General features: G+C 55.2%; 13 protein-coding genes and 1 pseudogene. 6 read left to right on the top strand and 8 right to left on the bottom strand.

The window, feature by feature from the left end; translation table 11 throughout:
- The first annotated feature begins 728 nt into the window (after positions 1-728).
- Positions 729-4,331, top strand: coding sequence for a tetratricopeptide repeat protein (locus SH139x_RS02775; RefSeq protein WP_488353761.1), 3,603 nt, complete (start codon positions 729-731; stop codon positions 4,329-4,331).
- A 164-nt stretch (positions 4,332-4,495) separates the two neighbouring features.
- Here the strand turns inward: SH139x_RS02775 and SH139x_RS02770 are convergent, their stop codons facing one another.
- Both SH139x_RS02770 and SH139x_RS02765 read right to left on the bottom strand, forming a co-directional pair.
- The gene (locus SH139x_RS02770) at positions 4,496-7,615 is read right to left on the bottom strand and encodes a protein kinase domain-containing protein (protein ID WP_488353760.1); all 3,120 of its coding nucleotides are present in this window, start codon (positions 7,613-7,615) and stop codon (positions 4,496-4,498) included.
- Between the two features lie 53 nt (positions 7,616-7,668).
- Positions 7,669-7,917, bottom strand: a complete 249-nt coding sequence (locus SH139x_RS02765) for a CHAT domain-containing protein (protein ID WP_488356148.1) — start codon at positions 7,915-7,917, stop codon at positions 7,669-7,671.
- A 467-nt stretch (positions 7,918-8,384) separates the two neighbouring features.
- Here SH139x_RS02765 and SH139x_RS02760 point away from each other — a divergent pair, with 467 nt between their 5' ends.
- Positions 8,385-8,993: a sigma-70 family RNA polymerase sigma factor gene (locus SH139x_RS02760; protein WP_488353759.1), complete on the top strand. Its 609-nt coding sequence runs from the start codon at positions 8,385-8,387 to the stop codon at positions 8,991-8,993.
- A gap of 44 nt (positions 8,994-9,037) precedes the next feature.
- Here the strand turns inward: SH139x_RS02760 and SH139x_RS02755 are convergent.
- The 5 genes and pseudogenes from SH139x_RS02755 to SH139x_RS02735 form a co-directional block, all read right to left on the bottom strand.
- Positions 9,038-9,520, bottom strand: a pseudogene (locus tag SH139x_RS02755) (transposase); the annotation flags it as partial.
- A gap of 530 nt (positions 9,521-10,050) precedes the next feature.
- The gene (locus SH139x_RS02750; RefSeq protein ID WP_488353758.1) at positions 10,051-12,204 is read right to left on the bottom strand and encodes a sulfatase-like hydrolase/transferase; all 2,154 of its coding nucleotides are present in this window, start codon (positions 12,202-12,204) and stop codon (positions 10,051-10,053) included.
- 152 nt (positions 12,205-12,356) lie between these two features.
- Positions 12,357-12,887: a hypothetical protein gene (locus SH139x_RS02745; RefSeq protein ID WP_488353757.1), complete on the bottom strand. Its 531-nt coding sequence runs from the start codon at positions 12,885-12,887 to the stop codon at positions 12,357-12,359.
- A gap of 158 nt (positions 12,888-13,045) precedes the next feature.
- Entirely contained in the window at positions 13,046-13,705 is a 660-nt protein-coding gene (locus SH139x_RS02740; RefSeq protein ID WP_488356147.1) for a hypothetical protein, read from the bottom strand.
- A 37-nt stretch (positions 13,706-13,742) separates the two neighbouring features.
- Positions 13,743-14,078 (bottom strand): c-type cytochrome domain-containing protein, encoded by a 336-nt coding sequence (locus tag SH139x_RS02735; RefSeq protein WP_488353756.1) that lies wholly within the window; start codon positions 14,076-14,078, stop codon positions 13,743-13,745.
- Between the two features lie 253 nt (positions 14,079-14,331).
- On the opposite strand from SH139x_RS02735, the gene SH139x_RS02730 reads away from it, so the two are divergent.
- The 4 genes from SH139x_RS02730 to SH139x_RS02715 all read left to right on the top strand — a co-directional run bounded on the left by SH139x_RS02730 (position 14,332) and on the right by SH139x_RS02715 (position 19,140).
- On the top strand, positions 14,332-14,484 hold the full coding sequence (locus tag SH139x_RS02730) for a DUF3309 family protein (protein WP_488356146.1): 153 nt from the start codon (positions 14,332-14,334) through the stop codon (positions 14,482-14,484).
- A 219-nt stretch (positions 14,485-14,703) separates the two neighbouring features.
- On the top strand, positions 14,704-15,591 hold the full coding sequence (locus SH139x_RS02725; RefSeq protein WP_488353755.1) for a fructosamine kinase family protein: 888 nt from the start codon (positions 14,704-14,706) through the stop codon (positions 15,589-15,591).
- A gap of 91 nt (positions 15,592-15,682) precedes the next feature.
- Complete coding sequence (locus tag SH139x_RS02720) at positions 15,683-17,860, top strand: RNA polymerase sigma factor (protein WP_488353754.1); 2,178 nt, start codon at positions 15,683-15,685, stop codon at positions 17,858-17,860.
- 224 nt (positions 17,861-18,084) lie between these two features.
- Positions 18,085-19,140 carry a hypothetical protein gene (locus SH139x_RS02715; RefSeq protein ID WP_488353753.1) on the top strand — a complete coding sequence of 352 codons (1,056 nt, stop codon included), beginning with the start codon at positions 18,085-18,087 and terminating at the stop codon, positions 19,138-19,140.
- A gap of 211 nt (positions 19,141-19,351) precedes the next feature.
- Here the strand turns inward: SH139x_RS02715 and recA are convergent, their stop codons facing one another.
- A complete protein-coding gene (gene recA, locus SH139x_RS02710) occupies positions 19,352-20,476 on the bottom strand; it encodes a recombinase RecA (RefSeq protein ID WP_488353752.1) in 1,125 nt (374 codons plus the stop codon).
- Positions 20,477-20,745 lie beyond the last annotated feature (269 nt).

The following is a 20,745-nucleotide window of genomic DNA, read 5'->3' as shown; positions in this document are numbered from 1 at the left end:
ACCCCGTGCCGAGGGAGCCTTCGCCAGGGATCGCGTTAAGGACGGCCGTTACTGGCCGCCCCCCGCACAGATCAGTACGCGAAGCAATAACCCAAACGGCGTTTGCTGCTAGTCGAGCGCGAAATCGGTCTTTCGGAGGCGGCCACGCTAGATAATTAAACTGCTTCACCGAACGTGGCAAGCTCGTTAGGGTCGGGCAAATTAATTTACGTAATTTGCTTGCAAGAAATTGTGCAGCCTGGCAACCGAGGTTTCCAATTCGTACTCAATGAAATGGTACTCGACAGCACTACGATCGAGTACGAGTACCGGCTGCTCCTGAGTGCGCGTGTAACTGTAAGTGTAAGTGTAAGTGTAAGTGCGAAAAACAGCGAATTACAGTGACTTCGCAAGCTGAACGATCTGTAAAGCCGAGCCACCAACGCAATGCAAATCACAATCTCTCCGCACCCCTGAACACCGAGCACAAAGCCTGACCCTGGCGAAGCCACCCCTGAAGAGGCCGCATCGCAGCGTAGCAGCCAAGCCTCTGCGATGTTGATCAAGCGCGGCTCCCTTGTTAGACTCAAATTGAGATCAGATTTCTCTAGTCAGTGAGCAAAGCGGCGAAAGGCGGTTGAACCACGTTTTTTTAATTGTCCGCGCCACACCGCGAGCTGGACGGGCTCTAATGTTCCAGCCGGCTCCGGTCTTCGGACCCGGCGGGCCCCCAGTTCTAGGAGAACGCTATGCCGGCGAAAAACGATCGCAACCTCTTGCTTGGCATCCTTGCTCTGCAGCTGGATTTCATCCACCGCGATCAGCTGATTGACGCAATGCATGTCTGGGTCATGGACAAGGCCACGCCGCTCAACCGCGTGTTGGTTCGCCAGGGCGCTTTGGACGCGGAGGCGGAGCCTTTGCTGTTGGCCGTGTTGGAAAAGCACTTAGAGTTGCATGACCACGATGTCGAAAAGAGCCTGGCCTCGGTCAGCTCGCTGGGAAGTCTAAAGGAGGAACTCGCGTCACTCCAAGATCCCGCCATCGACGCCACGCTGGAGTTGTCCTCGCGTGGAGATTCGCGGGCCGCGGATTCGTCCGCAGCAACAGTGAGTGGCCGCAAAGAACGATTTCGGATTTTGCGGCCGCACGCTCGAGGCGGGCTGGGCGAAGTGGCTGTCGCCATGGATCAGGAACTCAACCGTGAAGTCGCCCTCAAGCTGATTCAGCAACGGTATGCCGACGATCGCAACAATCGCGACCGGTTCGTGGCGGAGGCCGAGATCACCGGGGGCTTGGAGCATCCGAGCATCGTGCCGGTATACGGATTGGGAACTCACGAAGACGGGCGCCCCTTCTACGCGATGCGGTTCATTCGCGGCGACAGTCTGCGAGAAGCCGCGCAGCGATTTCATGCCGAGGAGTTCGCCGGCGACGACCAACAACAGCTCGCGTTGCGGAAGTTGCTGGGGCGTTTCATCGACGTCTGCCAGGCGATCGAGTACGCCCACAGTCGCGGCGTCCTGCACCGCGATCTCAAGCCCGGCAATATCATGTTGGGGCGTTTTGGCGAGACTCTGGTCGTCGACTGGGGACTGGCGAAGGCCGTGGGACGACCGGATTCGCAGGCGGAGTCGGAGGAGGAGACGCTGCTGCCCGCTTCACGGAGCGGCGGTTCTGGCGCCGCTCCCACGCAAATGGGAAGCGCCATGGGAACGCCCGCCTACATGAGTCCCGAGCAAGCCGAGGGACGCATCGGCGACATTGGGCCGGCCAGCGACGTGTATAGCCTGGGGGCAACGTTGTTTTACGTGCTGACGGGGCAGGCGCCGGTGGTGGAGGACTCCGTGGCGGCAATTCTAGAGCGAGTCAAAGCAGGTCAAGTGAGAGCGGCTCGCCAAATCAACGCCCGCGTTCCCAGGCCGCTGGACGCCATTTGTCGCAAGGCGCTGGCGCATTCGCCCGAAGACCGCTACGCGTCGCCTTTGGAGCTTGCCGAGGATGTCGAGCGCTGGTTGGCCGACGCGCCGGTCTCGGCCTTCCGCGAGCCCTGGTTGGACCGAGCCGCCCGCTGGGTGCGGCAACATCAAACCCTGGTCGCCGCTTCCGCCGTCGTAGCGCTGATCGCGATCGTGGCCAGCCTGGGGATCGCCTGGCAAGCTGACGAAGCACGACGGCGAATTGCCGCGGAAAAGCAGATCGCGGATAGGGCTCGCGAGGTCGCACAACGGAATTTTGGACGAGCTCTCGATTCTGTTGAGCTGATGCTGACCCGCGTGGGAAATGAACGACTGGCGAACGTTCCCTTCATGAGTGAAGTTCGCCGTGATTTGCTGGAGGACGCGCTGGCCTTCTACCTGGATGCCTTGAGCGAGCAAGAGCAAGCTCTGCCGTCGATGGTGCTACAGACCGCCCGTAGTCACAGACTGCTTGGTCGCTGCTACCGCATGTTGGGCGACTTCCCAGCAGTTCGCAGGCATCTGAATCTGCAACGTGACCTGCTCGGGAAATTGCAGGGCGAACCATCCCTCGCCTGGCAAGTTGAAAAGAACATGCTCACACTGCTGGTGGACTCCGGCAGTCTATTTCGCCTGATGGGCGACCCAGCCGCGGCGCTGGAAGAACTGAACCAGGCGGCGGTCCTGCATGATGCGTTGCCCGCCGCCGTACAGGACGATCCCAAGATTGCCGCGACGCACGCCGCCATACGCCAGGAGCTTGCTCAGGCATTGACAGAGACCGGCGAGCTGTCTGCAGCTGAGAAGGAGTCTTTGCGGGCGGGCGAGCTCTTCGCTTTACTGGTGTCTCAACGGCCACAGGACGCTGACATTCTTTACTCTCTGCAGGCCGCGTTGCACAACCGCGGGCTTCTGTACTTGAGGATGGGCGACCCGCAGTCAGCCGAAGAAGCGCTGCTGCAAGCGGCGGATCGCCAACAACAACTACTTGCCGTGGCCGGCGAGTTGCCCGGCTATCGCGTTGATCAGGCAAGCACCTTGATGAGACTCGGCAATGTCCTTGTGGAGCAAGGGCGGTTTCCAGAGGCGGAGCAGCGGCAGGCCTCCGCCTTGGAAATCTACCGCCAGCTCAACCGTGACTATCCCAGCGTGCGTCATTACTCAACGCAATTCGCAGCGGCCAACCACAACCTGGCAGAAGTCGTTCTACGAATGAACCGATTTCCTCAGGCGATCGAGCTGCTGCAGTCCTCGATCGAACGACTCGAGGCGACACGCGCCGCGGAGCCTCTGCTGCAAAAGGAGGTCGCCGATTTGGCCAACAGCTACATGACGCTCGGCCAGGCACAATCGATGCTGGGGGAACCGGCGGACGCCGAAGGGCCCTTGCGCAAGGCAGCCGAGCTATGGTCCGAATCCGCCCAGTCGGCTCCCGACGTGCCGATGTATCACGTGCAAGTCGCCGCCTGCCAGCACAACCTGGCCAATATTCTGTTCAACAGCGGCGAACTGGAAGAGGCGGAGTCCTTGTTTCGAAACTCCATCCAACGCTTGGACCAACTGAAAGGCGACTTGGCCCAGGTCCCACAGGTCAAGAGCGACCGAGGTAACTCCTGGATGCATTTGGCCAGCTCGTTGCAGCGAATGGGACGCCTGGAGCAAGCGGAACAAGCCTACATGACCGCCAGGGATCATTTCGCGGAGCTTGCCCAAGAGGAGCCCGACAATCCAAAATACGCCGACCAACACGCCGCGTCCTTCCACAATCACGCCGACTTGCTTCTTGCCGCCAACCGCGTCCAGGAGGCCGCTGTCGGCTTCCAGAGGTCGATCGATATTCTGACTCCGGCGGCGGCAAAATTCCCGGAAGTCGGGATCATTCAAGCGGACCTGGCCAATTCGCTGCAACAGAAGGCGGTCGCCCTGAATGCGTTGAATCAGGCCGCGGAGTCGCTCTCAGCAATCGAAGCGTCGCTGGAAATGTGGGAACGACTCAACCTCAAGCACCCGCAGACGCCAGAACTGTTGGCCGGCCGCGCAATGGCCCAAACGCGTCAGGCTCTGTTCCAGCACGATCTCGCGAAAGCCGCTACGATCGCACGCAGCTTCGCAAAGCAAATTCGCCGGCCCGAGGACCATTACAGTTTGGCCTGCATGTTTGCCGTTTGCCTGGCAGAGGCGATGGAAGCCGACTCGCGGGAGGAGGGCCTCACCGCCGAAGCGTTGCGGACTGAAGCCCTGCAGCACCTAACAACCGCCGGTCAACAAGGAGCGGCTACCGCCCCTCAATTGATGAGCGATCCGGACTTGAAGTCGCTGCGAGACGATCCCGCACTACAGGAACTTGCCAAGCAACTAGGCCATCGTAGCGAGCCGGATGGAGAAGCTCCTTAGGATAACGCGGCAAATGGAGATGGCAGTGAAAAAGGGGACCGCTTTGGCAGCGTTAAAGTTGCGCTGGCAGTCTGAAAAGGAGCCACTTGAAGGCCTGTTTTCACTGACGATAGGTTTAACGACTTGATTTGCGACTTCGTTTCAGGCGATCTAGATAAACCACGTTATTTATTCGTTACTTTTGATCTCCATTCGTCAGCCTCGGCAGTTCTTCCAGATTGGCTGTAAAGATGGATTATATTGTTGATTGCTTCAACATAAAGCTCCTTTGGTACGTTTGCGCGAATAGGTTTCAATTCTTCAAAACCACTCAGCATAAGCGGCTCGGCTTCTGTATACTTCTCTTGTCCAACAAGTGCAGCACCAATCCTCACTTTATTGACAAATGTGGGCCAAGCTTGGGGAAGGTACCTTCCGAATATCTCCGTGGCCTCTCGAAAGGAGTCTTCGGCAGACTCGTAACTTTCCATTAGTAGCTGGCACTGCCCTAACGCTGATAAAGCCGACGCAAGTGGAATTGGTGGTGGCGTTGGCTGTGCGCGAAGTTGCGCGACAGAGCTCAAGTAGATCGGCAGCGCCTCGTCATATCGCTCGAGCTCTACGAACAAGTCAGCTTGATATTCGCGCGTCAGGACAACAATAGGATCGTCATCGGTCTTGAATTGTTTGAGTCCCTCTATGGCTTCCGCAAGCAAGCGTTCAGCTTCCGACATTCTACCCAATGAGATGCAAATAGTAGCCAAGTCACGAGCAGTTAAGTGCGTATTAATGGATTGGGCACCCTCAAGTCTCTCCGTTAATTCATGACGTTCCCGATAGTACTTCTCGGCATTCTCCCAATCACCATTGTTAAGATAAAATTGCGCAAGAGTGAACAAGGCATGTCGAGTCAATTTGTGATCATTGCCATAAAGGTCTCGACGACCTTGAAGCGAGCGAAGATAAAGGTCTTCCGCTTCGTCGTTTTTACTGTGCTGGGAGTACGCGGTCGCTAAAGAGTCCATGGCTCGCAACGTCACATCGTGGGCTGCTCCGTAGGTACTGAGGCAATTGGCCAGCACTTTCCGTCGCAGGACGAACGATCGTTCGTAGTCATGCTTGTCGTAGACGATTAACGCTTGGAGATAAAGATATTGCAGTTTTATCGGATGAGTGTCGGGCAGATCACTCCGAATTATGATCGCTTGCAAAATGGCCTCTTCGGCCTTGTCAAGTACTGCACGATTATTAGGATCTGATCCCATGAATTGGTAGAATATGGCCAGTGAGCTCCACGCCTTCGCAACATAAGGATCCGATGCGCCAAACACTTTTTGTAGCTTCAGCAGGATTTCGTTGTAGAGCAACTCCGCTTTTTGCAGTTTCCGTTCGTCACCCAGAGCACGCCCCTGTGCGAAATAACAGTAGGCCAAATTCAATTTTGACTCGAGTGTTTCTCGGGCCTCAGCTCCAAGTTTTTTTTCAAAGTCCTTCGTTGCCTTGGTTAATAACTCTTCCGCGTCTGCAAATTGGTCAACTGCAACATAGTTATATCCCAAGTCCTCTGCGACTTGGATAACATCGAAAGCTTTAGGCTCAAGTGTTTCCTTGTAGAGCTTCAGGGATCTCTCGAGGTGCGGAACTCCGGATTGATAAGCACCAAGGTCGCTGTAGGCGAGCCCGATTGTCCGTTCGATCGCAGCTGCAACCAATGGCTGCTGTGCAAATCTTTCGTTCACCCGGCTAGCGGCACGATCGAGGGCTTTCCTGACTGTCAATTCTGGATCAGGCTCAAAAAGTGAGTCGCTCTGCGAGACCGCGCTGGCCTGGGCCAAAATATCGTCGCGCAAAAATCCGTTAATCGCAATTTGCGTTTCTGTTTCTCTTTTGGCCAGAGCAGTTTGACGAATTGCTTCAAGCCAACCCCATGTCGTGCCAATAGTGCCCGCGATGAGCACACCAAGTAGTGCGCTTGCCACAAGCACAGAGCCTCTATTGCGTCTCAAAAACTTAGAGAACCGATAGCTTCGCGATGCCGGACGTGCTTCAACTATCTCACCAGACAGAAAGCGTTGAATATCACGCGCGATTCCATTGGCAGTTTCGTAACGGCGGTCGCGATCTTTTTCCAGGCATTTCATCACTACCCAATCCAATTCGCCTTGCAAGAGGGCCGTTAATCGCTTCGGGTCGGCTTGGCGAGCAGCGGCCAACGACGGCAAAGACTCGTTGGTGGATAGCCGTGTGCTCGGTTTAGAGGGCTCCTGTTCTTTGATCAAGCGAATCATCTCAGCCAGTCCAGCCTGTTGCACGCTAGAGCGGTCGATTGGTCGCAATCCGGTCAGTAGTTCGTAGAGGACGACGCCAAGCGAATAAATATCGGCACGGGTATCTATGTCGACTCCCGAATATCCCGTCTGTTCGGGTGCCATATATTCGAGAGTTCCAATCACCGCTCCAAACTGTGTTTCGAAGGACTGCTCGGTGAGGCTACGTCCGGTAGCCTTTGCCACACCAAAATCGATAACTTTGGGCACCGGATGCCCGTCGATCAGTGTTACAAGAATATTGACTGGCTTGAGATCGCGATGCACAACACCCTTTTGGTGGGCATGTTGTATGGCATTGCAAATAGGCACAAAGATTTCCAAACGCTGACTAGTAGTCAATCTCGATTCATCCGCAAACCGGTTGAGAGGCAAACCATTAACCAATTCCATCACGAAGTACGGCTGTCCGCTCTCCGTTACGCCTGCGTCCAGAACCTTCGCAATGTTGGGATGATCCATTAGGGCCAAAGCTTGGCGTTCTTGCTCGAAACGAGAAATAACAGCTCGAGAATCCATGCCCTTCTTGATTAACTTTAACGCCACTCGTCGCTTCACGGGAGCAATCTGCTTGGCCGCCCAAACCTCCCCCATGCCGCCTTCGCCGATCTTGTGTTGCAGTACGTAGCGACCACCAATCGCTGTTCCTTGCGCTGAATGCTGAGCAACATCTAAGGTACAAGTGTTGGCTAATTTGTCCTTGTCGGGGTCTTCCGCATCGGCAGCAGAGGTAGCTGCGAACGGAGCTGCATCAAGACCTCCGGCTGCATCTGCAGTCAACAACACATCCACTCGCTGCTGCAATTGCGACACATCCAAGTCGAGCGGTTGCACGCGAAGCTGTTGTTCCAAGAGCAGGATACGTTGAAGTTCCGCCAGCTTGTCGGAATCGCCTTGGCACTCGCGAGACAGGAAAGCTTCTCTCTCGGCTTCCCCAGCAATCTGAAGCGCTTGGATCAAGATTTGTGTCTTGTTCATGTCTCGCAAAAGCTCAAATTAGTGGCATACAAAAGGAGAATAATACATCGATTTCACTCCCAGTTACCAGTTAGCACAAAGGCAGCCCAATAAAAAGGTGCAGTCCGAGCATTCGGATCGGGTATTATTTTTTTCCCCAGTCTACCTCGCGACTGCTTTTCATTCAGCAAAGCAAGCTGGCTGTTTCTGAGACACTGGATTGTCGAGAGGCACTCCTCGTCCTGGTTGGTGTCCCAATATTGATCGTAGAAATTCCCCATCAAATCTCGGGTTGCTTTATTCCATCCATCAAATTCCGACACAACTACCAAAACGATGTCGTCTGACACCGCTGCCAGGATTTTTTTGAAAACATTCCAGAGGATTCCGCGAGTGCGAACGGAGAGGCACTGGAAGTGAGGCTAGAGACTCGCTGTGGAATCGCCTTTTGATTCAAGCTATTTTTTTTGTGTACTCGTCTACGGGGGCGAGAACGGCTGCAGGCAACTATCGATGCCCTCGTGGAACCGGTCGACTGACCAGGCTTTCTGATTCCTACGCCGTCAGCTAACCAGTCCCAACCAAACTCCGCTGCCTCTAAGCCGTTCTGAAAGGTGGCTGCTTTGCGGCAACTGAACTATGATTGTCTTCCATTCGGAGAAATCGATCGTTTGGCTGGTGACGTTTGCGACCGAACGCGGATAGAATCTCCGCGGTTAGAATCTACGTAGAGAAGCTCAGACCGACCGACTCGAGACCGGTACCCATGGGCACTGTGTGAGGAAGGCGTATGCAAAACAATGACGGTGCGGCGAGGCTTCTTGGTGCTTTTGAGTCCGGAACCTCGTTGACCCTATTGAATCTTGTCGTCGCGAAGGATCAGGAAGCCTGGCAAAATTTGACGCAGCTTTACGGTCCACTGGTAGGCTATTGGTGCCGAAAGGCCCATGTTCCAATCGACGACCGAGATGATATCGTTCAGGAAGTCTTTCGTTCTGTGTTCACGGGAATTCCGAATTTCTCGAAGAGCCCAACGGAAGGTACGTTCCGCGGTTGGTTGTGGACAATTAGTCGCAATAAAATCAGAGACTATTTCAAAGTCCGCGTGAACAAGGCGATCGCCACAGGTGGGACGGATGCTCATCTGAATATTCAACAAGTACCAGAGTTCGAACCGCTCGATGCCGAATCGAGCCTTCATGAAGAAAATAATTTGACACGACAAGCGCTCAAGATCATTCGCTCGGAAGTCAAGCAGCATACGTTCGACGCCTTCTGGAGATCAACCATTGATGGGATTTCGCCGGACGTAGTCGCTGTTGACTTGGGGATCTCAGTTGATTCCGTATATCAAGCCAAGGCAAGAATGTTGAAACGGTTACGTGAATTGTTGGAATAAACGCCAGCATCAGATTGATGCTGGAATCCCTCAGCGAGGTATTGTCAATTGTTGTATTTTGAGAATTTACATGATGCAGTGATTTCATCCTGGATGACTCCATCTTTATAGTAAGGTCCTTCGATAACGAGGGTGATCTTTTCATGGCAGTTCAGCCGCCTCCATTTCTTGGAGACGGATTGAGCGAGCTTGAACATCATCGCCAAGCCAGCCCGACCTGTCTCGCTCCCTTTGGGCTTTCGGTGACGAAGGCGGATCGTTACGAACGCCGATTCGATCGGGTTAGTGGTTCGCAAGTGGCTCCAATGCTGAGCGGGAAAGTCATAGAAGGTAAACAGCACGTCACGATCCTTCTTCAAGCAGTCACAAGCCGCTGAATTCTTCGCACCATACTTTTCAATGAATTTATCGAACGCCTTGTTCGCATCGTCTTTTGTTTCGGCCTGCCAGCTTTCGTGCAGGTCACCTTACACTTTGGGTTGAACACTCTCGGGCATCTTGTTCAAAACGTTGACGAGCTCACTGACGGCTCGACGGCCGCCAGTGAAGTCGTGTTCATTCACGCGGCGCTCGTGGATGCCTTGGGAAAACAATTTGCCGGCTCCTTCTCCGACGTCGTGTTCGCGATTACCGAATGGTCCCCCGAACGCAAATTCCTTGGACCATTCCGAGACGTCTTCCGCCCATGAGGGCAGGGTCATCATTCGCGCCGGAGCTATCCCCCACGCATCGCACATGGTCTTCCTCACCCTGTGCCAAGGCAGCCTTCGCCAGGGATCGCGTTAAGGACGGCCGTTACCGGCCGCCCCCAGCACAGATCAGTACGCGAAGCGCTAACCCAAACAGCGCTTGCTGCTAGACGAGCGCGAAATCGGTCTTTCAGATAAGGATGCAAGATTTTCAGTTGCGTTAGATACCGTTTGACCAACCGATTCATTCGCGTCGATTGGAGCCCACGACCTGAAAGGCTTGGCAGGAAAATGGGGGCAGAAAATTATACCCACGGAATTTTCCTGCCCGTCCTCTCGTAAGGCTTCGGCTCAATGAATCAAAGGGTTCATGGCACCTGACGGGAGAAGGCGGTCGCAGGCACAGCTCCCTCAGCCACTCCTGGACCACTCCAACCAAACTTGAAATCACCCGCTGGCTGTTCGTCCAAGCGATAGATCCGTATCGCGTGCTTGCCCTTGGCCAATCGCATTTTTGATTGCCACTGCTGGCCAGCTTGGTAATTGGCATCCGCGTCAAGCAAAATGGCTTCATGCAGTCGCACGAGCGCCCGCCCCGACGTACTCAGCGAAAACGCATAAAGACCATCCTGCGGCACTTCGATAAACCCGCTGAACATGCTCGCCGTATGCGTCGCCGAAACCGCCTCACTGGCTCCCTGCTCACTGGCACCCTGCACCGACTCGGAGGGCAACTCAGCCACTCCACTCCACTGAGATGTCTGTCCTTGCAATTCGGGCACCCAAGCAAAATCGCCGGCAACGGCTAGCCAGTTCAAACCAGGCAGCGTCTCCAGGCCGTCCAGCGCCGGTATTAGCTCGTTGTCGTAAGGACGCTGAGCGGATGCGTTCGCCCGCCGCAACCTTAACACACGAGCTTGCATCGCCGCCTGAATCTCGGGCAACTCGGCGGCTAAGTCTTTCGACTGACGCATATCTTCAACAATGTTGTAAATCTCAAAAGGCTGTTGATGCGATTTCACATCATATCGCACACCCACCAGATCACCCTCACGAATTAACTGCATTTGCCGCCGGCGGCGGCCACGATTGGAGACATCAAAATCTTTAAATGCTGGCGTCTTGCCCTGCTGGAAATATTCGCTGTAAACAGTCGACGATCGCTGCTCTGCCACATTACCGCTCAACAACGGCAACAACGATACCCCGTCCGTTCTCGCTGGTGGCATGCCCCCTGCCGCCTCGGCGAAAGTCGGCATCCAATCCCAAAAGGTCGTCGCCCAATTGCCGCTGCTGGAGCCAGCCGGGATCAACGCCGGCCAGCGGACCACGGCCCCAACATGCACGCCAGCTTCCAAAAGATCACGCTTAATCCCATCGTAAGGCCCATAGGATTGAAAAAATATTGGCTCGTATGCCTCCGGCAAATAGGACTCGACGCTCGGACCATTATCGGTCGTAAACACGATCAGCGTGTCGTTATCGATTCCCAAATCTTTCAGCAATTGCAAGATATCGCCCACACCATCATCGATTCGCCGCACGCAAGTCGCATAACGTTTCTGCACATCGGGCCAAGCCACCTCGGGAGTCGATGGGTCAGCATCATGATCCCAAGTCGCGTCAGCACAGTCGGGATGGTAGTAAGAATCAGCAGCACCTGAGGCGGTGTTGATCATCTCGCCTGGAGTGCCCAACCATTGTAGGCCACCTTTCACTCCCGCGCCCGCCGGATAAGCCTGCGTGGGCAAGGATAAGACCGCGTGTGGAGTATCATAAGCAAGATAGATAAAAAACGGTTGCTCAGCCGCCTCACGCACTTGCTCGGTGATAAAGTATTTGGCCCGAGCGGTGAACAAGTCGGTGGTATAACATTTATCTAAGCCAGCGGAGACCTCGGTCATGTTCTCCCACACCTGCTTGCGACCGCGATGAATACCCTCGCGTGGATAATGCTCATGCCCATCTCGGTGACGCATATAGCCGTAGTATTCATCAAAGCCGCGGCGATTCGGATGCGCAGGCCAATCGGGCGACTCTCCCTCCTCTTGCTCTTGCCCTCCCTGCAGTCCGTATTTGCCGATTGCCGCCGTCTTATAACCCATCTGCTTGAGCATAGTGGCCAGATTATGGTTATCCTCCAGCGCCTTATCAAACTGATTGTCACGCACGTTGGCATGGCCTTGATGGACCCCCAACAACAAAGAAGCTCGTGAGGGCGCGCAGACTGGTGCTGGGCAATAATGATGCGGTAGTCGCATGCCCTCGTTGGCCAATTGATCAATTGACGGCGTACGATGGGCCGGCCGGTTACGATCATTCAGCAACAACCGCTGGTTCTGGTAAAATACGCCAAAGTCACCGTACCCCATGTCATCGACCAACACAAAAATGATATTTGGACGAACGACTTGTGACTCGGGAGTCTGCTCGGCGATCGCACATCGCGAGCTAAAAACTACACAGGCGATTGCAAACGAAAATTGCAAACAGGCGCCGAAACACGAACGAGAAATACGCATGAGACCATTGACGAATCGTTGAATCTAAAATACTGGAAAGGCAGCCCCCCCAAAAGGGCGAACAGCAAATCAACATTTGCCGTCCACCCCATCGTACTTTGTCAACCGATCAACCACAACGCTCGCCTAGGCCGCCTGCAGCACGACAAGTCTTACCAACCCCATCCAACGACCGGCTGGACCCACATAAAGCTCCAAGCAGCCCTGAAGCAGTTATCGGCAGCGATGTTCAGATACCATTTGCAGGATTTGACCGCCGACATACGTGCCTTCGAGGGGTTATTCATCCCTTGCTGAAACGCCAGCAAATCATCACAAGCATTGATTGCTGAATTGAGATCGTGCAGACAGCTCTGCCAGTCCGAGATGCCACCGCCGTCCAAAGCATCAAGAGCGTGATTAAAAGCCCGATCGATGTGCAGATTCAGCATTTCCGCCCAAAAGCCTTCTGAGTTTAGCTGAAACCGCTCGCTGCTCGAGCTGCTCGCTTGATACTGGGCGTCAATCGCGCTGGGCATACTCAGCACCATAGCGCGAGCATTATAGGTGTAAACATACGTGTTGTACTCGGCGGTTGTGCTGGCGTTGTCCGTTGGTGAGCCTGCGAAAGCAGCACTGCCCGCTGCGACCAAACCCAACCCAACGAAGCAGAATACCAACCGACGCATCGCACTGATAACCATGACACATTTCCCCAAATTCCCGTGACTGAAGTCGCGGTCAGCAACGTGCTGACCTCTTAACACTCAATCAAGCGAGAACGCGAGTCGCTTGTTACATGGGAATCCGATAAAAAATCGAGCGTGCCTCCCAGTCCACTGCCGGCCCGCTCCCAGTGAGCTTACTCGGCGAAACCAATCTGGACAGGCGAATTCCATCTGCAGTCCAGACCAAGGATCGCGCCCATTGTGAGCAAACCTCCCCGATGATCGGCGGGATGTAAGGCAACGCGTTGGAAATCGGTTGTCTCCGGCTCGGGAAAACCATAAAAGTCACTTAGCCGAGCGTTCGCCATCGTCCAGTCGGAAGCGATAAAGGAGTCGATTGGCAAATTATTGGTAAAGACCTCAAACTCGACAATCTGAGGCGCATCTTCGGGTGCCAGGACATCCATTTCGATCAAGCCTTCATTGCCCGCTTCGCTCGTCTCCTTGCCGATCCGCAAATGGGGAACTTGGCCAACGGGCGGACGAACACCGCTGACCTGCATGCGAGCGCGATACAGCCCGCTGTGCTGCGGTCCCGTGCGACCATACCAATTGGAGCGAACCGCCTGTTGCAATCGTCCGGGGAAAATCAACGCCCGCAACGGACGCTGAATCCCGAAACGATCAAGGTAAGCCTGTTGCTCCTGACCTCCGTTGTAGCGAATATCGGCGGCCGTCTTACGCACCGTTTGAGTGGTTACCGGTGACTGGGGAAACGCCCGTGCGAGCACCGTCTCGGCGGCTTGATAATAACGCTCCACATGCGATGGCGAGAGCGAAAGCTGCGAACCAATCCGTTCGTACCCTTACCAAAGAGTGTCCGCGTTCAGCTCACCCGGCTTGCCCCTGACGAATTCGCAAATCAAGTTGCTCGACAACGCTGGCGATTTCATCTTCCGTCGGCCGGGGTTCATCGGGCGGAGGCATCTCACCGGCGTTGATCCGTTCCACGACCTCAGCCCACAGGTGACCATCTGCGCCCGACTGAAAATCGCGAGAAAGCAGATCGATCCGCAGATCACGCTCGACTAGCTCCGGACCATGGCAACGCAAGCAATGTTGCTCCAGGAATACGTCAAACGGCTCCTTCGCCGCGAGCAACCGAGCCGAAAGCAAGGACGAAGCACAACCGCAAGCGATAAACGCAACGAGCTTCAAATTACGCATTAGAACAACTCGCGTGGGTTGCCGAATCAGTGGCTGCAGTCGCGGTGGGAAAACAAGCTTAAACTGCGAATGGGGAGCGGATAGCCTAACGCGCCAGCATAGTCGCTGCACAATGCGCGAGCAAAATACAGAACCGCGGTGCGGACACCGAACGCTGCGGAACTGCGCGTACGGCATGGAAAGTGCAGATAGTTAAAGACAGTCTCTTATCTGACGCAAATCCGACTATCGAAAGCATTGCATCGTGAGCCCTCTGGTCCTGATTCTAATCATACTTCTCATCCTGGCCCTCTTCGGAGGCGGTTATGGCTTTCGCAGGGGCAACAACGTCCTGGCAGGGGGAGGCGGAATCATTGGAATAATCCTGGTAGTTCTGTTAGTCCTCTTTCTAATGGGCCGTCTATAGCACCCAACAGTTTCGCCATGAAAGGCTCGCCATTAAGGGTTTCAACGAGGTGCTTTCCCAACGCTCCTGGTGAGCTTAAACTTCAAATTCGCACCTGAGGAGGCATGCCCCACTACGGATTTTTTGAGAGCAAATTTAAGATGATCAGGAGCGAACAACCGCGGCAAAAGGGTTGACACTTTTGCCACGCTTTCATCTAGCTCTGACTTTCTCGGACTCATGTGGCAAACTAGCGCCTTGCGGCAAGCTGGACGACCGGATCGGCGACTGGTGAAGCAGACGCCGGTCGGTGGTGGTTGCATTTCTCAGACTTCTCTCTGGACGCTCGATGATGGTGAGCAACTGTTTGCTAAAATCGAGAACCCAGCACGCTTGCCGATGCTGATCGCGGAAGCGGACGGGCTGCGCGCGCTGGCCGCTGCCGAGCAGATTCGCGTGCCTCACGTCTGGGCGGTGGGCAGCAGCGATGATGGGCAAGTCGCTTTCCTGCTGAGCGAGTTCATTGTCACCCACGCTCCTAACAAGTTGTTCTATGAGCGCTTTGGTCAACAATTAGCGGCGCTCCATCAGGTGCCTCTCCAGCAACCAAGCTTCGGCTGGCACCAAGACAATTTTCTCGGGTCAACGTCTCAACCCAACACCTTCCACAGCCAATGGGTCGATTTTGTGGCTGAACAACGTTTGGGCTATCAACTCCGTTGCTTGGTCGATCGCCAGCTTGCGGGGAGCCGTTTGCGAAATGACTTGAATCAGATAATCAACCAGCTTGGCACTCTGCTGCCAACCTCCCCAGAGCCCCCTTCCCTGCTGCATGGCGACTTGTGGAGCGGCAATTACTTGGCCGATCCCCAGCGTCATCCCGTGCTAATTGACCCAGCCGTTTACCTAGGCGATCGAGAAGCCGAATTTGGGATGATCGAACTGTTTGGCAGCTGTCCGCCGGCATTTTACGAAGCCTACCAGGCAACCTATCCACTCCGGGAAGGCTGGCGAGAACGCACCGATGTGTACATTTTGTACCACCTGCTCAATCACTTGAACCTGTTCGGCAGCTCCTACGCGGGACAATGCGAGAGCTTGGCGGGGCGCATTGCCCGGCGAACCTAGCCCTTTTGCGGTACGCGCTTGCACGAGTTAAACTAAATGGCTACTTTTTGCGCGCCGAATTCGCCCTCTCGTGCACTTATCTTACACGCTCATGATATACGACAACGAACGCACCGATGCGCGATTGCTGCGCGACTGGATTGACCACCAGAACCGGGAAGCTCTCGGAGCTCTAGTCGATCGCTACGCGCCGCTGGTGCTGGGGGTTTGCCTGCGTCAATGTCGTCAACGCACAGATGCCGAAGACGCTTTCCAGGTAACTTTCATGATCTTGGCCCGCTCGTCCCATTCAATCCGCGATGCGACCACGCTGCCAGCTTGGCTGCACGCGACTGCCTACCGCGTGGCGGCCCGTTCGCGACAGCAGCGCGATGTCAGCGATCCGGTGGCCTTGGATGCCCTTCCGGCAAGAGCAAACGATTTGCCGGACGTCACTCAACGACATGAACTACAAGTTTTAGATGAGGAGTTAAACGCGCTCCCCGAAACGCTTCGGACACCCTTGGTGCTACATTACCTCGAGGGCCAACGAGTCGCCGAAGTTGCTGATCAACTCGGCAGCACGCACGGCACAATCCGCGGCCGTCTGCAACGCGGGCGGCATGCACTCCGGCGACGCTTGATCTTACGGGGCGTTTCCCTGGGAAGTGCCCTGGTGGCCATCAGCGCCTCCAAGGTAACAGCTGCGACAACGGCCACTTTCGTCGCGCAAACACACCTGGCGCTGAGCAATCAACCCGAAACGTTCGCCCCGCAACCAACCGCTGACTCCGTCGTGCCCAACAGTGCGACCACTCAATCCTCGACTCTGTTCTTCTCTTCAACCGTAGGTGTGGTTATGCGATCTGCTTCTCTGGCAATTATCGGCACGCTGATGCTGACGCTCTGGATTAGTTACCAAGGGCCTGAGGGTGAGCAACTGGCGAGCTCCGAACCGGCTCAGCAGGGCCAAGCCGCTCAGCAGGGCCAACCCGCCGCAAAAAAACTTTTGCTTGATCAACCCTCGCTCACCGTGCCAGAGCAGCCGACGATCACTCAAATCAACCCGAGCCCGAGCGTCCCGCTTGACAGACAGTCACCAAGTCCTGCCACCGCTGTAAAGCCCTCGGAGGACAACAGCGACGCGACCCCGGGTGCCGAAAGGAACTCCGCCCAAACCACCTTATTTCAGGCCGGCGGTATGGGCGGCATGGGCGGTATGGGCAGTGGCAGCATGGGCCCTGGCATGCAGCAGCAACAAGCTCCGCAACCACCGCGACCTCGAGTGCCAGAACCGACCGCGTTTGAAGAGCAGCTTGCAGATTTTCTCAGCCAACCGCTGGAAACGGAGATCTCAGCCGGCTCGGTGCAAGCGTTGGCCAAGGCGATTGAAAGCCAATTGCAAATCCCCGTTGTCGTTTCCCAGCAACCTCAGATGTCCACTCTGTCGACCGACCAACCGCTAACGCTGCAAGCGTACAAAATGCCGCTGGGGGTGAGCCTCAAGAATGCTCTCCGCCCGCTCATGCTGCGGACCATTATTCGGGATGACGCGATCATGATCGTGCCCGATACGGTCGCCTTGGCAAAGCAAGGTATCGGCACTTCCAGATACATCAATGTTGACGATGCCTACGTCCGCAAGGTTGAGGAAGCTCTGCAAATCGAGACATCACTCGACCTCGCCGTGGTCCCGTTGAATCAATTTCTCTCAGAAATTTCGGCAAGCCAGCCCGATGCCAGCGAAGTTTTGCAATTTCGCTTAGACATGCGAGCACTGGAAGATCTGGGACTGACCGACGACCTGCCCGTAGAGATCAACATGTCGGACGTGTCAATTCATGACATGCTGCAAGTGATACTCCGGGACCATGATCTCGCCTTGCGGCCACGCAACGGCTTTGTGGAGGTAACCACGATCGACAAGGCCCAGAATCCCGAAAATATGATGTTACGAGTGTATTGGCTCGATGGTACCGGTTTTGGCTCCATCGATTCCGCTTTGATGATGATTCAAACGGTCGTCACGCCCGATGTTTGGGAGATGCTGGGCGGTCCAGCCACTTGCGCCCCGGTCAATAATTCGTCCAGCGGCCGACTGGGAATTGTGGTCGCCGCTCCTTTCCAAGAGCATCGCGAGATCGAAAGTCTGCTGAAGGCCATCCGCGAGGGCATCGTCGATCCCAACCCCAATCCTGATCCACCATCTACGGCCGGGCCGAGCGGTGGCATGACAGGTATGGGTGGAGGCATGGGCGGCTGGGGAGGAGGTGGCGGCGGGATGATGTAGCTGTGCAGTGCTTGCCAGCACACGGTTCGTCAGCACCGTTCGCTAACACATCGGGTTTGTGTGCTGGCTATACTGAGAATGCCTCTTCTCATGTTTGTTTACCCATCGCCACTGAACTAAGATCCGTTTCGAAAACCGAAGAGAACCGCGGCTAGCGCCATTGCGGCTAACAGTTTTCGGGCAGGTTCAAAGCACTCGCGTGGCACAGCATCCTTGAGGCACTTATGATCGGTCCGACGTATTCCTGGCGAATCGCACTGCTGGTTTTCTGTTGCTCCCCAATGCCGCTTTGCCTGGGACAACAATTTCAGGGCTACGTGGCGGATGAGTATGATGGCGAAAGCGAGAATTCCCCCTCCGCAGCCGACAAAAGAATCGTCGCCATTTTGGCTCGGCCGCTCAAGTCCAGCGTGGGACCGGGCCCCTTGGCCAGCGTGCTGAGGAATCTAGCTACGGCCAACGATATCCCGCTGGAACTGCCCCCGGAGCCATTGCCGGACAGTTCCCCCCCGGCGCGTGGACTCTTTCGCTTGCCCGCTTCGCAATTGCCTCTGGGGGTTCAATTAAAACACAGCCTGCGGCCCTTTGCTCTCCGCCCGCTGGTGCACAACGGCGCATTGTGGATTGTTACCGACACCGCTCAACGGGTCAGCCGAAACAACAGCGCGGCCAGCTCTTTCACCAATGTGGATGACGCATTTATTCGTCACATCGAATCGCTGTTTGCCCAGAAGATCACGATCGATTCGGTAGATGTTCCCTTAAACGCTTGGTTGGTAAACCTCGCCAAAAAAACAGGCATCCCCTTCTCAATAAACGTGCGGGCATTGGAGGATCTTGGCTTAACCCAAGACTTACCCGTGTCGGTGCAGATGAGCAACGTGTCGGCGCTAACGATGCTGGAAGTTGTCTTGGCGGGTTATGATTTAACAATGCGCCCGCGGAGCGAATTTGTCGAGATCACGACCGTCGACGACGCTGAGGATCCAGCCAATGCGTTGATACGAATTTATTGGCTGGAGGGGACCGGATTTAGCAAAGAAGTTGGTGGGCTCAGCAACCTGATTCAAACGGTCGTCGCTCCCGATACTTGGGAGGCACTGGGCGGCCCTTCCGTAATCGCTCTACTGAAGCGGCCAAGAGCCGCAGCCCATCCCACGTTGCGTACGGGAATAGTGGTCAGCACGACATACGGCGTGCATCGCCAAGTCGAGCAATTACTCAATGGCTTGAGGCGAGGAACGCATGATCCCCGCACCCAGTATTCAACGTCAAATTAATGACGTTGCAAATGCTGACAAGAAGATGGAGGCAGGAAAATTTTAGCGATGGATTTCCCTGCCGCCAAAACGCGATACCGTTCAATAAATCGTTTAACCGTCAGCCGAAGGCGTACGCGCTCCCATTACAAAGTACGCCTGCGGCTGACTGTTTATGGAAGGTCCCACCAAGATGGCCCTCATTGAACGGTACTGCGCCAAAACGGCTAACTCAGCTGTTTTCTTCTGCTGCCACTTCGACGGCATCTTCTTCTTCGTCATCCGCGATTGGCGCGATGAAACCACCATCGGCGAGGACTCGCTGCTTGATTTCTTCCGCCACTTCGGGGTTTTCGATCAAGAAATTTCGCGCCTTTTCCTTGCCTTGCCCCAAGTAGGTTTCACCATACTTGAACCACGAGCCACTGCGATCAACCACTTTGTGCAGCGTGCCAAGGTCCAACAAATCGCCTTCGTAGCTGATTCCGTTGGAGTGCATCATGTCGAACTCGGAAACCCGGAAAGGAGGGGCCACCTTGTTCTTGACGATCTTGGCTCGCACTCGCTGGCCCACTTGTTCCTCGCCATCCTTGAGCGCGCCGATGCGACGCACGTCCACTCGCACCGAACAATAAAACTTCAGCGCCCGACCACCCGGAGTTGTTTCCGGACTGCCAAACATCACGCCCACTTTCTCACGAATTTGGTTGATGAAAATGACCACGCATTTGCTCTTGGCAATCGCACCGGTTAACTTCCTCATCGATTGACTCATCAACCGCGCCTGCAGACCGACGTGGCTGTCACCAATCTCACCTTCTAATTCTTGCCGAGGCACAAGGGCGGCGACCGAGTCAATCACGATCACATCGACCGCGTTGCTCTTGACCAACATCTCGCAAATCTGCATCGCCTCTTCACCACTGCTCGGTTGGCTGACCAGCAAGGTGTCCAATTCAACGCCCAGCTTCTTGGCCCAACTCGGATCAAACGCATGCTCGGCATCAATGATGGCGGCAATCCCACCCTCTTTCTGAGCCTCAGCCGCCACGTGCAGAGCCAACGTCGTTTTTCCACTCGACTCCGGACCAAACACTTCGACAATCCGGCCCCGTGGCAACCCCTGGCCACCGAGGGCCATATCGAGCGAAAGGCTGCCCGTCGAAACCCCCTTGATGGCCAATTGCTGCGACGCGCCGAGCGGCATGATGGCGCCATCGCCGAATGTTTTTTCAATCTGCTGTAAAGTCGTCTTCAAACCAGGCTCGCGAGCCAACATGGCCTTCAGCGCGATGTCAGTCTCTTTATCTCGCTTGACCGTTCCAGACGTTTGCAGTGCGGCTTTCTTTTTGGCCATCGTTGACTCCCCGTACCCTTAATTTAGGTTCCCCAGTAATAACCACAGACCACGTGCAATCCTGTGCTCCATGAACGCCCGGATAGTAACCGAAAGTCCACCACCATTTCAACCAAATTCTCAACAAGTTTTCCAGAATTTGTTACGCGGTCATTAGCTGACTAACCCAAGTATTGGCGAGCGGCGTGACACCTTTGGTCACGCGCGGCAAGAAAAGTTGGAAAAAAATCCTTTTTCTTTCCAGCTGCACATCGCACTGTGTGGGCGAA

This window comes from Kothea flammea (genome assembly GCF_052161645.1).
Taxonomy (GTDB): Bacteria; Planctomycetota; Planctomycetia; order Pirellulales; family Pirellulaceae; genus Laterigemmans.
Note: the sequence above shows the minus strand (reverse complement) of the source record. Positions and strands in the feature narration are given on the sequence as shown.

Excerpts from the sequence above, each read along its gene's own strand:
- SH139x_RS02760 (WP_488353759.1), top strand. The coding sequence starts at position 8,385 with ATGCAAAACAATGACGGTGCGGCGAGGCTTCTTGGTGCTTTTGAGTCC.
- SH139x_RS02715 (WP_488353753.1), top strand. The coding sequence starts at position 18,085 with ATGATCGGTCCGACGTATTCCTGGCGAATCGCACTGCTGGTTTTCTGT.
- SH139x_RS02775 (WP_488353761.1), top strand. The coding sequence starts at position 729 with ATGCCGGCGAAAAACGATCGCAACCTCTTGCTTGGCATCCTTGCTCTG.
- SH139x_RS02770 (WP_488353760.1), bottom strand. The coding sequence starts at position 7,615 with ATGAACAAGACACAAATCTTGATCCAAGCGCTTCAGATTGCTGGGGAA.
- SH139x_RS02735 (WP_488353756.1), bottom strand. The coding sequence starts at position 14,078 with ATGCGTAATTTGAAGCTCGTTGCGTTTATCGCTTGCGGTTGTGCTTCG.
- SH139x_RS02720 (WP_488353754.1), top strand. The coding sequence starts at position 15,683 with ATGATATACGACAACGAACGCACCGATGCGCGATTGCTGCGCGACTGG.
- SH139x_RS02725 (WP_488353755.1), top strand. The coding sequence starts at position 14,704 with ATGTGGCAAACTAGCGCCTTGCGGCAAGCTGGACGACCGGATCGGCGA.
- SH139x_RS02745 (WP_488353757.1), bottom strand. The coding sequence starts at position 12,887 with ATGGTTATCAGTGCGATGCGTCGGTTGGTATTCTGCTTCGTTGGGTTG.
- recA (WP_488353752.1), bottom strand. The coding sequence starts at position 20,476 with ATGGCCAAAAAGAAAGCCGCACTGCAAACGTCTGGAACGGTCAAGCGA.
- SH139x_RS02750 (WP_488353758.1), bottom strand. The coding sequence starts at position 12,204 with ATGCGTATTTCTCGTTCGTGTTTCGGCGCCTGTTTGCAATTTTCGTTT.